This is a genomic window from Delftia deserti, assembly GCF_042653485.1.
GTDB lineage: Bacteria > Pseudomonadota > Gammaproteobacteria > Burkholderiales > Burkholderiaceae_C > Comamonas > Comamonas acidovorans.
This window is the reverse complement of sequence record NZ_JBHSIH010000001.1, coordinates 4,301,014-4,313,957: the sequence shown is the minus strand read 5'-3', so window position 1 is coordinate 4,313,957 and position 12,944 is coordinate 4,301,014. Positions and strand designations below refer to the sequence as shown.

Annotated in this window: 10 protein-coding genes and 1 tRNA gene; 1 reads left to right on the top strand and 10 read right to left on the bottom strand. The window is 67.1% G+C overall.

Annotated elements, in window-relative coordinates; all coding sequences use genetic code 11:
• Positions 1 to 50 precede the first annotated feature (50 nt).
• The 3 genes from ACFPFG_RS20765 to ACFPFG_RS20755 are packed head-to-tail and all read right to left on the bottom strand — an operon-like array spanning position 51 to position 2,165.
• The gene (locus tag ACFPFG_RS20765; protein ID WP_197954625.1) at positions 51 to 503 is read right to left on the bottom strand and encodes a CopD family copper resistance protein; all 453 of its coding nucleotides are present in this window, start codon (positions 501 to 503) and stop codon (positions 51 to 53) included.
• Positions 500 to 958: an RrF2 family transcriptional regulator gene (locus ACFPFG_RS20760; RefSeq protein ID WP_380108068.1), complete on the bottom strand. Its 459-nt coding sequence runs from the start codon at positions 956 to 958 to the stop codon at positions 500 to 502. Before ACFPFG_RS20760 ends, ACFPFG_RS20765 begins: the two co-directional genes overlap by 4 nt.
• Before the next feature lie 13 nt (positions 959 to 971).
• The gene (locus ACFPFG_RS20755) at positions 972 to 2,165 is read right to left on the bottom strand and encodes an NnrS family protein (protein WP_197954623.1); all 1,194 of its coding nucleotides are present in this window, start codon (positions 2,163 to 2,165) and stop codon (positions 972 to 974) included.
• A 121-nt stretch (positions 2,166 to 2,286) separates the two neighbouring features.
• On the opposite strand from ACFPFG_RS20755, the gene ACFPFG_RS20750 reads away from it, so the two are divergent.
• On the top strand, positions 2,287 to 2,622 hold the full coding sequence (locus ACFPFG_RS20750) for a cupin domain-containing protein (protein ID WP_065346883.1): 336 nt from the start codon (positions 2,287 to 2,289) through the stop codon (positions 2,620 to 2,622).
• A gap of 108 nt (positions 2,623 to 2,730) precedes the next feature.
• Here the strand turns inward: ACFPFG_RS20750 and ACFPFG_RS20745 are convergent.
• The 7 genes from ACFPFG_RS20745 to rpoC all read right to left on the bottom strand — a co-directional run bounded on the left by ACFPFG_RS20745 (position 2,731) and on the right by rpoC (position 12,921).
• Positions 2,731 to 2,806 (bottom strand) — tRNA-Phe (locus ACFPFG_RS20745).
• Positions 2,807 to 2,872: 66 nt separating this feature from the next.
• Complete coding sequence (locus ACFPFG_RS20740; protein ID WP_183017780.1) at positions 2,873 to 3,544, bottom strand: response regulator; 672 nt, start codon at positions 3,542 to 3,544, stop codon at positions 2,873 to 2,875.
• Between the two features lie 39 nt (positions 3,545 to 3,583).
• Positions 3,584 to 5,926 (bottom strand): sensor histidine kinase, encoded by a 2,343-nt coding sequence (locus ACFPFG_RS20735; RefSeq protein WP_380108065.1) that lies wholly within the window; start codon positions 5,924 to 5,926, stop codon positions 3,584 to 3,586.
• Positions 5,923 to 6,606: a DUF4390 domain-containing protein gene (locus ACFPFG_RS20730; RefSeq protein WP_380108063.1), complete on the bottom strand. Its 684-nt coding sequence runs from the start codon at positions 6,604 to 6,606 to the stop codon at positions 5,923 to 5,925. The genes ACFPFG_RS20735 and ACFPFG_RS20730 overlap by 4 nt, the downstream gene beginning before the upstream one ends.
• Positions 6,551 to 7,930, bottom strand: coding sequence for a 16S rRNA (cytosine(967)-C(5))-methyltransferase RsmB (gene rsmB / locus ACFPFG_RS20725; protein WP_380108061.1), 1,380 nt, complete (start codon positions 7,928 to 7,930; stop codon positions 6,551 to 6,553). Before rsmB ends, ACFPFG_RS20730 begins: the two co-directional genes overlap by 56 nt.
• Positions 7,927 to 8,556 carry a LemA family protein gene (locus ACFPFG_RS20720; RefSeq protein ID WP_380108059.1) on the bottom strand — a complete coding sequence of 210 codons (630 nt, stop codon included), beginning with the start codon at positions 8,554 to 8,556 and terminating at the stop codon, positions 7,927 to 7,929. The genes rsmB and ACFPFG_RS20720 overlap by 4 nt, the downstream gene beginning before the upstream one ends.
• 135 nt (positions 8,557 to 8,691) lie before the next feature.
• Positions 8,692 to 12,921 carry a DNA-directed RNA polymerase subunit beta' gene (rpoC, locus tag ACFPFG_RS20715; RefSeq protein ID WP_183017776.1) on the bottom strand — a complete coding sequence of 1,410 codons (4,230 nt, stop codon included), beginning with the start codon at positions 12,919 to 12,921 and terminating at the stop codon, positions 8,692 to 8,694.
• Between the last annotated feature and the right edge of the window lie 23 nt (positions 12,922 to 12,944).

Below are 12,944 nucleotides of genomic sequence, written 5' to 3'. Positions count from 1 at the left end.
AGCCATGCAAGCAGCGAGCTTAACGCGGCCAGGGCCTGCCTGCAGGCTGTTTACCAGTGCAGGTAGAACATGGCCTTGGCCAGCAGCGCGATGGCCAGCACATGGAAGAACACGCTCAGGTGCAGGCGGTGCGAGCGGCGCCCGCCCAGCACACCGTGCCGGCGCCACCACATGGCCGCCAGAAAATGCCCGAACACGCTGAACGCCAGCATGATCTTGAGCGCCAGCAGCAGGCCGAAGCTGCTGGCCAGCGGAGCGGCAAAGGCGGCAGCCAGCGCAGCGCGGTGCTGCCAGGCCAGACCCAGCCCCGCGCCGTACAGCACCATCAGCACCCAGGGCATGACGGCCACTGCGCGGTCGCCCAGCGCCTGCTCGGTGGCGCGCGCCACGGCGGCGGGCAGGTGGCGACGCGCCCCGGCCAGCAGCACGACTTCGAAGAACACCGTGCCGGCAAAGGCAATGGCCGCCAGCAGGTGCAGGGTCAGCAACAGTCCGTAGCTCATGCGCGGCTCCTGTGCGACAGCGGTAGGGGCAGGGACAGAGGAAGGGATGCGGAAGCCGGCAGCAGATCGGCCAGCGTGAAGCCGTCCAGATGGGCCATGAAGCTGTCCAGCGCCCCGCCCAGCACGCCGGCCAGCCGGCAGTCCTGCGCAAGCGTGCAGGCCGGCGGGCTGGTGCCCGTGAAGCATTCGACGATGGCAAGGTCCGGCTCCATGCCGCGCACCACGTCGCCCAGGCCGATGTCGGCCGGCGCATGGGCCAGGCGCATGCCGCCGCCCTTGCCGCGCACGGTGACGATCCAGCCGCGCAGCGCCAGCTGGTGCGTGACCTTCATGAGGTGGGCTTCGGAGATGGCATGGGCCTGGGCGATCTCGGCAATCGTGCACAGCCGCCCGGGGTGGCGCGCCACATGCATGAGCAGGCGCAGCGCGTAGTCGGTCATCAGGGTCAGGCGCATGGCAGGTCTGCTCTCATGCCTGCCGGTCGGCACGCGGGCGCACCAGCAGGGGGGCGAAACGCCACAGGTACAGCGCAAAGGCCAGTACCCAGGCAGCGGCCGAGGCATGCAGCGCCGCCAGCGACAGCACCGTGGGCAGCAGGGCCGCCAGGCGCAGGACGACAGCGGCAATGACCAGGGCATAGGCGGCGACGATGCTGCGGTCGGTGCGCAGCGGCAGGCCCAGGTGGCCCATCGACGTCCGTGTGCACATGCCGATGATGAGCAGGGCAAAGCCGCCCGCACCGATCACATGCACGGGCCAGGCGGGGCGCAGCACCCATCCGGCTGCATGTGCGCCGGCCACCAGCAGACCCGCACCCAGCGCCGCGTGGCCCAGGTAGAGAATCCACAGCAGCGGCACGCGGCGCACGGCCTGGGGCTTCCAGGCCAGCACCTGCCACAGGGCGATCAGGCCCGCCACGGCCAGGCCGGCGGCCAGGCCCGGCCACCAGCCCGCCAGCAGGCAGGCGATGGCCACCACGCCAGCGGCCAGCTGCCACTGGCCGCTGGCCGTGTGCATGGGGATCTGCAGGCCGGACACAGCGCGCATGGCGAAGAAGGGGATCACGCGCCGCGCGATCAGCAGCGCAATCACGGCCATGCACAGCAGGCCTGCGTTGAAGCGCTGCATGAGCGCGCCGTAGTCGCCTTGCCAGATGGACCACAGGTACAGCGCATCGGCCACGCCCAGGCCCGCCAGCAGCAGGGGCAGCCCGTAGTTGCGCCGGCTGCGCGCCACCTGGATGGCACGGCCCAGCGCCAGCGCGGCCCAGCAGAAGAAGGCCGTCTCGCACAGCGCGGCGACCGCAAAGGCCTGCGGCCCCGGCAGCAAGAAGCCTGCGCGGGCCACCAGCCACAGCAGGCACAGCGCGCCCAATGCCCGGCCCTGCAGGGGGTTGCGCCCTGTCCAGTTGCTGCCTGCCGTGAACAGAAAGCCCACGGCAATGGTGGCCACGAAGGCCCACAGCATCTCGTGCGCATGCCAGAACACGCCGGGCATGCGCCCCGCGATCCACTGCGGCGCATGGACCCACAGCGCCACCGACAGTGCAGCCCAAAGGCAGCCCAGCAGGTACAGCGGCCGGAATCCCAGCTCCAGGAAAGCCTTCCATTGCGGAGCCTCCCGGGTTCGCAGGGGTTCCTCCAGTTCCAGCCATTGCGCCATGATGTCCACTCCTTCCGGCCCGCCGTGCGCCTGCATAAGATGTATTCAGCGTACATCTTCAGGCGCGCGGGCGGGGCCGCTGCGGCACCACCTTCTGACCCACATCAAGCAGGAGCCAAGCATGGCACTCGAACACGCAAAGCCACTGGATGTCATCGCCCTGCACGCCCGCGACGGCATGCACATCAGCACCAGCCTGATCAGGACCCCGCAGCTGCAGCTGCTTCGGCTGGTGCTGCCGCCCGGCCATGCACTGCCGCGCCACCAGGTGCCGGGCGAGGCCACCATCCATTGCCTGGCGGGCGAAGCCGGCATCGCCACGCGCGTGGCCAGCCTGCGGCTGGTGGCCGGCTCGGTGGTGCTGGTGCCCGCTGGCGAGCCCCATGACGTGCACGCCCGGGGCGAACAGGGCTGCGTGCTGCTGGTGACCGTGACAATGCAGCCGCCCCCCGCCTGAGTGACTGGAGCATGTGGCCCGGGCGTCCTGAACAACGGCAGGCTTTTCAGCAGCACAAAGAAAAACGGACTGCTTCTTGCGAAGCAGTCCGTAATTTTTTACTGAATTTGGTGGCCTGGGACGGAATCGAACCGCCGACACAAGGATTTTCAATCCTCTGCTCTACCGACTGAGCTACCGGGCCGAGAACTAGATTATATGCAGGATTTTTTGGCCCAAAAACGAAAAAGCCAAAATTCCTTCAAAAAGTCTATCCGCGCTTGTTGCGGCCCAGGTCCACGCCCAGCTGGCGCAGCTTGCGGTACAGGTGGGTGCGCTCCAGGCCGGTCTTCTCGGCCACGCGTGTCATGGAGCCGCCTTCGCGTGCCAGGTGGAATTCGAAGTAGGCCTTCTCGAAGCCGTCGCGCGCCTCGCGCAGCGGGCGGTCCAGGTCGAACCCCTGGTGTGCATGCGGCACGTTGTTGTCCACCGGCACGCGGCTGGCCGCAGGCGCGACCACGGCCGCAGTGTCCGGCTCGACCACCGCCACGGGTGCTGCAGCCGGTGCCTGGCTGGCGGCGTTGCGCGCCAGGCCCTGCTCCACGGCCTTGAGCAGCTTTTGCATGGTGATGGGCTTTTCGAGGAAGGACAGCGCGCCGATGCGCGTGGCCTCCACGGCCGTCTCGATGGTGGCGTGGCCGCTCATCATGATCACGGGCATGGTCAGCAGGCCTGCCGAGGCCCATTCCTTGAGCAGCGATACGCCATCGGTGTCGGGCATCCAGATGTCGAGAAGCACGAGGTCGTAGGTGTTGGAGGCGCGCGCCGAGCGTGCCTGACCGGCGTTCTCGGCCACGTCCACACTATGACCTTCGTCGTTGAGGATTTCCGACAACAAATCCCGGATCCCCAGTTCGTCGTCGACCACCAGTATGTTTGCCATGTGTCTTAAGCCTATGTGCTGAGGCGCGGGGCGTCAGGCCTATCCTGTGCGCTCAGGCGCAAATGATAGCGACACTTGTGCGCCTTGAATCACCCCGTCATCCACCCTGTTGCCCAGGTCGATGCGGGCGCCATGCTCGTCTGCGATTTTCTTGACCACGGCCAGGCCCAGGCCGGTGCCTCGCACCTTGGTCGTGACGTAGGGCTCGAAGGCCCGTTGAAGGATGTTGGCGGCAAAGCCCGTGCCGCTGTCACTGATGCTCAGGCGCACGCGGCGCGTGGACTCGTTCCAGCGCGTCTCTAGGGTCACGGGGCCGGGGGGCTGGCCGCTTTCCTGCGCGCGCTGGGCCGTGGCGTCCTGGGCGTTCTGCAAAAGATTGTGAATGACCTGGCGCAGCTGCTGGCCATCGCCGGAAATCGGCGGGCACTGCGGGTCCAGCGCGCAGTCCACGCGCACTTCGGCATTCTCTTCCCCATACAGCTGGAGCACATCGGTGACCAGCGCGTTGAGGTCCAGCGACTGCAGGTTGGCGGCGGGAAGGCGCGCGTAGTCACGGAATTCATCGACCAGGCGCTTCATGGCGCCGACCTGATCGACGATGGTCTTGACGGACTTGGCCAGCAGCGCCTGGTCAGCCGGCTGCAGCTTGTCGGTCAGCCGCATGGCCATGCGCTCGGCCGACAGCTGGATGGGCGTGAGCGGGTTCTTGATCTCGTGGGCCACGCGGCGCGCCACCTCGCCCCAGGCCTGGGCACGCTGGGCCGAGACGATTTCCGAGATGTCGTCGAAGACCAGCAGGCGCTGCGCATCGGGCAGTTCCGCACCGCGCATGACCAGGGTGGTGGTGTGCTGGATGACGCCGCCATCGGTGGAGGCATGCAGCTCATGCACCAGTTGCCAGCGATCGCGCCCCTGCTCGCCCAGGAAGAGCGCGAACTGCTCCTGCACGACTTCGCCGAACTGCTCCAGCCCCGGCACCTGGGACAGCAGCCGGCCTTCATGGACCGCCATGGGCGCGCGCAATATGCGCGTGGCGCCGGGATTGCTCAGCACGATGGCGCCCCGCGCGTCCAGCACGATGACGCCCGAGGTGAGGTTGTCGAGGATGGTCTGCAGGTTGCCGCGCGCCGCATCGAGCTGGCCCATGCTGCGGTTGGCTTCGGCGCGGGCGTCGGCCAGTTGCTGGGTCATCAGCGCAAAGGAGCGCGTGAGCCCGCCGATCTCGTCGCGCGTCTGCAGCGCGGGCTTGGGCCGCAGGTCGCCACGCGCCACGTCGCGCATGCCCTGGGCCAGCAGCAGCAGCGGCCGGGCCAACTGGTTGCCCAGCACGATGGCCAGCACCACGGCGCCGAACACGGCCAGGAACAGGCTGAGCGTGAGCGTGCCTATGTACATGCGCTGCAGGCCCGCGCGTGCCAGCGCGCGTTCCTGGTATTCGCGGTTGGCGGCCTGCACTGCCAGGGCATTGGTCACCAGGGCCTGCGGCAGCGCGATGGTGGCCTGCAGGTAGCGCGGCTCGGCCAGCAGGCCCACGCTGGGGTTGGGCACCAGGGCCAGGGTGCGGACCTGGGCGCCGGGCGCGGTGGCACCGGGCTGGGCCGTGCCGTCGTCGTCCAGGCCTTCGATGCTGGCCACGGCGCGCTGCTCGCGCAGCGAGCGCAGCATTTGCGCGCTGGGGCGTTCGGGCTGCAGGTTGAACCGCGACTGGCCTGCGCTGGCCACCGCGCGCAAGCCAGCCAGCTCGCCACTGCGCGGCACCGACGCCGGACCCACGACGGCGATTTCGGAGGCGCTCCACAACACGACATCGGTGGCACCCAACTGGTCGCGCACGCGCTCCAGGATCAGTGCCGCGCCCGCGTCGGAGACCTGGGTCAGCTGGGCGCCTGCGGTGCGCGTGTTGTTGGCCATGTCATTGGCCACGGTCTCCAGCGTGGCACTGGCCAGGCTGACGCCTGCCGACAGCGCGCCCTCGACCTGCACGTCGAACCAGCTTTCGATGGAGCGCGAGACGAACTGGTAGGAGACGATGTAGATCAGCAGGCCCGGCACCAGGCCCACCAGCGTGAAGATGCCGGCCAGCTTGAGCAGCAGGCGGCTGCCGAAGCGCCCGCGCTGCAGCCGTATGGCCAGGCGGATGCCGCCCCAGACCAGGATGGCCAGCAGCAGGCCGGCCACGACCACATTGGCGGCGAACAGCCAGTTGTAGTTGCGTTCGTAGTCCAGGCGGTTGTTGGTGGCCAGGGTGAGCAGGAACAGCAGCAGCACGCCGACCAGGCCCATGAGGCCGGCGCCCACGCCCACGGCCCAGCGCGTGCCGCGCGACAGGCCGGCCGAGGCCGGCAGGGCCCCGCGTTCGTCGTCGGCTGCGGCCCTGCTCATGGGGCGTCTTCCAGCATCTGGGTGCGCGACAGCTGCAGGTTCCAGCCCGAGCGGCCCAGCGCGCCGATCTGCAGCGGCCTTGGCAGTTGGGACAGGTCGATGCGAAAGCGCAGTTGCACCGATACGCCCGATTGCGTGGGCGCCGTATCCATGATCTTCCAGCGCGAGATGCGCTGCATGGAGGCCAGTGCATCGTCCAGGCTTTCGAAGGTCTGGCCCAGCGCCAGCCCCAGGCCGCTGCTGGAGAACGGAGTGCTGGAGATGTGCAGGCGCCAGCGGCGCGTCAGCGGCTGGTGGCTGAGGCGGTAGTGGCGGCTGGCGGTGGCCAGTTGCTGATCGGACCAGTACCAGCGCTCGCGCTGGATCTGGGCATCGGCCACGAAGTACATGGGAATGCCCTGGCGCAGCGCATCGTCGATCTGGTAGGGCAGCTCGAAATGGAGGTTGGCCGACAGCAGCAGGCCGTCGTCGGAGCGATCGAGCTGCATGGGGCCGATCTCGGCCGTCAGGGCATCGGCCCTGGCCTGCAGGCCCAGGCCCGCCAGCACGCCGGCCAGCAGCAGCGCCCCGGCCAGCCGCGCCAGCAGGCGCAGCCAGGCTGGCGACCAGGCCCGATGGGGGAGGTCAGCGCGTCTTTTGCAGCAAGGCGTAGAAGAAGCCGTCGTGGTCACCCAAAGCATTGTCAGCCAGCATGCCGGCTTTGTCGGCGTTGCCCGGGATTAAATGCCCCGGTGCCGCCAGGGTTCGCGCCTCACTGTTGCGTGTAACAAACGCTTGAACCTGTGCCTCGCCCTCCTCCCTGAAGACCGAACAGGTGCAGTAGAGCAGGCGTCCACCGGGCTGCAGCAGTGGCCACAGGGTGTCCAGCAGGCGCGCCTGGATCTCGGCCAGTTGGCGCACATCGCTTTCACGGCGCAGCCAGCGCACGTCGGGCTGGCGCCGCACGATGCCCGAGGCCGTGCAGGGTGCGTCCAGCAAGATGGCGTCGAACCGCTGGCCGCCGCATTGCGCATCGAACCACTGGTCGGGCCGGGATGCGTCGGCCACCACCACGCGGGCCTGCAAGTGCAGCCGCCCCAGCGTGTCTGCGATGCGCGCGGCACGCTCGGCATCTATCTCCAGCGCCGTGACCTCCAGGGTCTGCGGGGCGGCGTACTCCAGCAGGTGGGCCGTCTTGCCGCCCGGGGCGGCGCAGGCATCGAGCACACGCAGCGCGCGGCCGGCGGGCTGCTCCAGCCCCTGCAGCAGCAACGGTGCGGCCAGTTGCGCAGCCGCATCCTGCACCGAGGCCAGGCCCTCGTCGAAGCCCGGCAGGGACTGCACCGGCAGGGCCTGCTGCAGTTGCAGGCCGCTGTCCGCCACGGCAAGGGAAGGCACGTCCATGGCCTGCAGCGCCGCCTGGTAGGACTGGCGGTCCGTTTGCTGGCGGTTGACGCGCAGCGTCATCGGCGGCTGTTCATTGTTGGCCTGCAGGATGGCCTGCCAATGCACGGGATGGTCCTTGCGCAGGCGGGCAATCCACCAGGCGGGATGGTTCCAGACGGCCTGCGGCTGGTCGTCGGTGGCTGCGACCAGGGCATCGCGCTCGCGCAGAAAGCGACGCAGGCAGGCGTTGACGAAACCGGACTGGGCGCGCGTCGGCCCCTGCTTGGCCGCCTCCACCGTCTGGTTGACCAGGGTAAATGGGGGGTACGGCGCCCGGGATTCATCCCAGGCCAGGGCCAGGGCCGTGTTCAGCAATGCGCTGACGCGGGGTGGCGGATTGCGCGAGGCCAGCTGCCTTTGCAGCGCCTGGGCACGGCCCAACTGGCGCAGCACCTGGAACAGCAGCGCCTGGACGCCGGGGCGCAGCGGCTGCGCCACGCGCGCCAGCACACTGCGGCTGGACTGGCCTTCAAGCACGGACTGCAGGCATTGGGCGACGGCATCGAGCTGCTGCCACAGGGCCGGTCCTTGCGAGGGCGCCGCAGCGCGGCGCGGGGAAGAATGCGTGCGTTGGTTCATGTTCCACTTTCCTGTGCCTTGCTGGCCACAGGTTCGATCAGCAGGCTGCGCACCGGGCGAAAGCCCAGCAGCCAGGCCAGCAGCCTGGCCGGATATTGCGCGATGGCGGCGTTGTAGCGCTCGGCCGCGGCATTGAATTGCTGCAGTCCCAGGCGGTTGCGCACCTGGTGCTCGGTCCAGCGCTGCTGCCACGGCTGCATCGGATCGGGGTCCGGCGATGGGGCGTCTGGTGGCGCAGCACCGGTGACTGCGGCGCCGGCACCGGTATCAACGGCGACCTTGGTCATGGCCTGCCAGGCCACGTCCAGCGCCGAACAGGCGTGCTCCAGCGAGGCCAGCGCGGTCTCGCGCAGCGGCCGGCCACGGGCATCGACCAGGGCCGCCTGCAGCTGTGCGGCGGTCTGGTGCAGTGCGGCCTGTGCATGCACAAGGGCGGGACTTTGGCCTTCGGCCTTGGGCTGGGCCTCGAAGGCCTGCAGCATCGCATGCCACTGGCCCAGGTGGGCATCGAGCGCGCCGAACTGCTGCACGCAGCCGCTGCGCAGCCGGGCCAGCCGGCTGTATGCGCCAACGGCCCAGAACACGAGCAGGGCCAGCAGCATCCATTCAAGAGACAAGGACCACATCGTCTGCAATGGCCCGGCCGGAGGCTGGTCCGGCCGAACCCTGGTTATTCCCAAAAGAAAAACGCTCCCGCCTGCGCAGGGCAGGCCGGGAGCGTCGCGTCACTTCACGGGCTCGCTCTCGCTCGCCCGGGCGTGTCAGTCGGCAGAGCCGTCACCGGCGACAGCGATGGCACCGATGTCGTCCTCGGCCGTCACACCTGCCAGTTCGGCGGCTTCGGCGTCGGCGATGGCACGGCGCTCTGCGTCGTCCATGGCGTCCTTGGCCTTGCGTGCCTGATGGTAGGCCAGACCCGTACCAGCGGGGATCAGGCGACCCACGATGACGTTTTCCTTCAGGCCACGCAGCTCGTCGCGCTTGCCCATGATGGCAGCCTCGGTGAGCACGCGGGTCGTTTCCTGGAACGACGCGGCGGAGATGAAGGAGTCGGTCGACAGCGAGGCCTTGGTAATACCCAGCAGCACGTTGGAGTACGTGGCGGGGATCTTGCCTTCGCGCTGCAGGGCCTCGTTGGTATTGAGGATTTCCGAGCGCTCGACCTGCTCGCCAGCGATGTAGGTCGAATCGCCGGTGTTCTCGACCACGACGCGGCGCAGCATCTGGCGAACGATCACCTCGATGTGCTTGTCATTGATCTTCACACCCTGCAGGCGGTAGACGTCCTGCACTTCATCGACGATGTAGCGCGACAGCTCCTCGATGCCCAGCAGGCGCAGGATGTCCTGCGGATCGGCGGGGCCGTCGACGATGGACTCGCCCTTGTTGACCACCTGGCCTTCGTGCACCAGGATGTTCTTTTCCTTGGGCACGAGTTCTTCCCAGACCTTGCCATCCAGATCGGTGATCTGCATGCGCACCTTGCCCTTGGTTTCCTTGCCGAAGGAGATGGTGCCGGTCATCTCGGCCAGCGTGCCCTTGTCCTTGGGCGTACGGGCTTCGAACAGCTCGGCCACACGGGGCAGACCGCCGGTAATGTCGCGGGTCTTCTGGCCTTCGACAGGGATACGGGCCAGCACTTCGCCGGGGCCCACGTCCTGGCCGTCACGCACCTGGATCAGAGCGCCGACCTGGAAGCCGATCGTCACCGAGTGGTCGGTGCCGGGGATCTTGACTTCCTGGTTGTTGGCATCGATCAGCTTGACCTGGGGACGCACGACCTTGGCAGAGCCACGGCGCTTGGGATCGATCACCACCAGCGTGGACAGGCCGGTCACTTCATCGACCTGCTTGGCCACGGTCAGGCCCTCTTCCACATTCTCGAAGCGCACCTGGCCGGCGTACTCGGTAATGATGGGTCGGGTCAGCGGATCCCAGTTGGCCAGGATCAGACCGGCCTTGACCTGCTGGTCGGGCCTGACGGTCAGCACGGCACCATAAGGCACCTTGTGGCGCTCACGCTCGCGACCGTTGTCGCTGATGACGATTTCGCCCGAACGCGAAATCACGACCAGCTCACCCTTGGTGTTGCTGACGTAGCGCATCGTGCTGTTGAAGCTGATGGAGCCGTTGGACTTGGCTTCCACGCTCGATGCGATGGCAGCGCGCGAAGCGGCACCACCGATGTGGAAGGTACGCATCGTCAGCTGCGTGCCGGGCTCGCCGATGGACTGGGCGGCGATCACACCCACGGCTTCGCCGAGGTTGATCTGGCCGCCGCGGCCCAGGTCGCGGCCGTAGCACTTGGCGCACAGGCCGTAGCGGGTCTCGCAGTTCAGCGCCGTACGGACCTTGATCTCGTCCACGCCCTGCGATTCCAGCTCGTCGATCACGTCTTCGTTGAGCAGCGTGCCTGCGGACAGCAGGACAGCCAGCGTCTCGGGATGCACGACGTCCTCGGCCGTGGTGCGGCCCAGCACGCGGTCGCGCAGCGACTCGATCACTTCACCGCCTTCGACGATGGCGCGCATCAGTGCGCCATTGGTCGTGCCGCAATCGTCCTCGTTGACCACCAGATCCTGCGTCACGTCCACCAGGCGACGCGTCAGGTAGCCGGAGTTGGCCGTCTTCAACGCCGTGTCGGCCAGACCCTTTCGGGCGCCGTGGGTGGAGATGAAGTACTGCAGAACGTTCAGGCCTTCACGGAAGTTCGCCGTAATGGGCGTCTCGATGATGGAGCCGTCAGGCTTGGCCATCAGGCCACGCATGCCGGCCAGCTGGCGGATCTGCGCGGCCGAGCCGCGGGCGCCGGAGTCGGCCATCATGTAAATGGCGTTGAACGATTCCTGCTCGACTTCGTTGCCGTGGCGGTCGATGACCTTTTCCTTGGCCAGCTGGGCCATCATGACCTTGGAGACTTCGTCGCCGGCCTTGCCCCAGATGTCCACCACCTTGTTGTAGCGCTCGCCAGAGGTCACGAGACCGGAGACGTACTGCTGCTCGATCTCCTTCACCTCGGCTTCGGCACGGCCGATGATCTCGGCCTTTTGCGGCGGCACCAGCATGTCGCCGATGGCGATCGAGATACCGGCGTGCGTGGACAGGCGGAAGCCGTTTTGCAGCAGCTTGTCAGCGAAGACCACCGTGGCCTTGAGACCGCACTTGCGGAACGAGGCGTTGATGAGCTTGGAGATTTCCTTCTTCTTGAGCGCCTTGTTCATGTGGCTGAACGGCAGGCCCTTGGGAAGGATCTCGGACATCAGGGCGCGGCCCACGGTGGTTTCCACCAGGCCGGTCGAAGGCTCGAACTCGCCGGAGTCCTTGTTCTTGGTCCACTCGGTCAGACGCACGCTGATCTTGGCGGCCAGTTCGACCTGGTCGGAGTCCAGCGCGCGCTGCACTTCACCGATATCGGCGAAGATCATGCCTTCGCCCTTGCCGTTGATGCGCTCGCGCGTTGCGTGGTACAGACCCAGCACCACGTCCTGCGAAGGAACGATGGAGGGCTCGCCCGATGCGGGGAACAGCACGTTGTTGGAGGCCAGCATCAGCGTGCGGGCTTCCATCTGTGCTTCCACCGACAGCGGAACGTGGACAGCCATCTGGTCACCGTCGAAGTCGGCGTTGAAGGCCGCGCAGACGAGCGGGTGCAGCTGGATGGCCTTGCCTTCGATCAGGATGGGCTCGAAGGCCTGGATGCCCAGGCGGTGCAGCGTGGGAGCACGGTTCAGCATGACCGGGTGCTCCTTGATGACCTCTTCGAGGATGTCCCACACCACGGGCGTGCCGGATTCGACTTCCTTCTTCGCCGCCTTGATGGTGGTGGCGATGCCGCGCTGCTCGAGCTGCGCGAAGATGAAGGGCTTGAACAGTTCCAGCGCCATCAGCTTGGGCAGGCCGCACTGGTGCAGCTTGAGGTACGGACCCACCGTGATCACGGAACGGCCCGAGTAGTCCACGCGCTTGCCCAGCAAGTTCTGGCGGAAACGACCGCTCTTGCCCTTGATCATGTCGGCCAGCGACTTCAGGGCACGCTTGTTGGCGCCCGTCATGGCCTTGCCACGGCGGCCGTTGTCCAGCAGCGAGTCCACGGCTTCCTGCAGCATGCGCTTTTCGTTGCGCGCGATGATTTCCGGAGCCTTCAGCTCCAGCAGGCGGCGCAGACGCGAGTTGCGGTTGATGACGCGGCGGTACAGGTCGTTCAGGTCGGACGTTGCAAAGCGGCCGCCGTCCAGCGGCACCAGCGGACGCAGGTCCGGGGGCAGCACGGGCAGCACTTCCATGACCATCCAGCCCGGCTTGATGCCGGACTTCTTGAACGCTTCCAGCAGCTTCAGGCGCTTGGCGTTCTTCTTGACCTTGACTTCGGAGCCGGTCAGATCGCCGCGCAGACGCTCGGTCTCGACATCGATGTCGATGCCTTCGAGCAGGTCCTTGATGCCTTCGGCGCCCATCTTGGCTTCGAACTCGTCACCGTATTCGGTGCGCTTGGCCTCGTAATCGTCCTCGGTCATGATGCTGAACTTCTTCAGCGGGGTCATGCCGGGGTCGGTCACCACGTAGGCTTCGAAGTACAGCACGCGTTCGATGTCGCGCAGCGTCATGTCGAGCACCAGGCCCAGACGCGACGGCAGCGACTTCAGGAACCAGATGTGGGCGCAAGGCGCAGCCAGATCGATGTGGCCCATGCGCTCGCGGCGCACCTTGGTCTGGGTCACTTCGACGCCGCACTTCTCGCAGATCACACCGCGGTGCTTGAGGCGCTTGTACTTGCCGCACAGGCACTCGTAGTCCTTGATGGGGCCAAAGATCTTGGCGCAGAACAGACCATCGCGCTCGGGCTTGAACGTGCGGTAGTTGATGGTCTCGGGCTTCTTCACCTCGCCGAAGGACCAGGAACGGATCTTCTCGGGAGAAGCCAGACCGATCTTGATGGCATCGAAATGCTCATCAGGCGTGAATTGCTTGAACAGGTCGAGTAGAGATTTCATAAGACTCTTTCCCTTTTCAATAT

Bases quoted from the DNA above. Each gene is read 5' to 3' on its own strand.
- ACFPFG_RS20730 (WP_380108063.1), bottom strand. From the start codon at position 6,606: ATGCTTTGGGTGACCACGACGGCTTCTTCTACGCCTTGCTGCAAAAGA.
- rpoC (WP_183017776.1), bottom strand. From the start codon at position 12,921: ATGAAATCTCTACTCGACCTGTTCAAGCAATTCACGCCTGATGAGCAT.
- ACFPFG_RS20735 (WP_380108065.1), bottom strand. From the start codon at position 5,926: ATGAGCAGGGCCGCAGCCGACGACGAACGCGGGGCCCTGCCGGCCTCG.
- ACFPFG_RS20750 (WP_065346883.1), top strand. From the start codon at position 2,287: ATGGCACTCGAACACGCAAAGCCACTGGATGTCATCGCCCTGCACGCC.
- rsmB (WP_380108061.1), bottom strand. From the start codon at position 7,930: ATGAACCAACGCACGCATTCTTCCCCGCGCCGCGCTGCGGCGCCCTCG.
- ACFPFG_RS20740 (WP_183017780.1), bottom strand. From the start codon at position 3,544: ATGGCAAACATACTGGTGGTCGACGACGAACTGGGGATCCGGGATTTG.
- ACFPFG_RS20720 (WP_380108059.1), bottom strand. From the start codon at position 8,556: ATGTGGTCCTTGTCTCTTGAATGGATGCTGCTGGCCCTGCTCGTGTTC.
- ACFPFG_RS20755 (WP_197954623.1), bottom strand. From the start codon at position 2,165: ATGGCGCAATGGCTGGAACTGGAGGAACCCCTGCGAACCCGGGAGGCT.
- ACFPFG_RS20765 (WP_197954625.1), bottom strand. From the start codon at position 503: ATGAGCTACGGACTGTTGCTGACCCTGCACCTGCTGGCGGCCATTGCC.
- ACFPFG_RS20760 (WP_380108068.1), bottom strand. From the start codon at position 958: ATGCGCCTGACCCTGATGACCGACTACGCGCTGCGCCTGCTCATGCAT.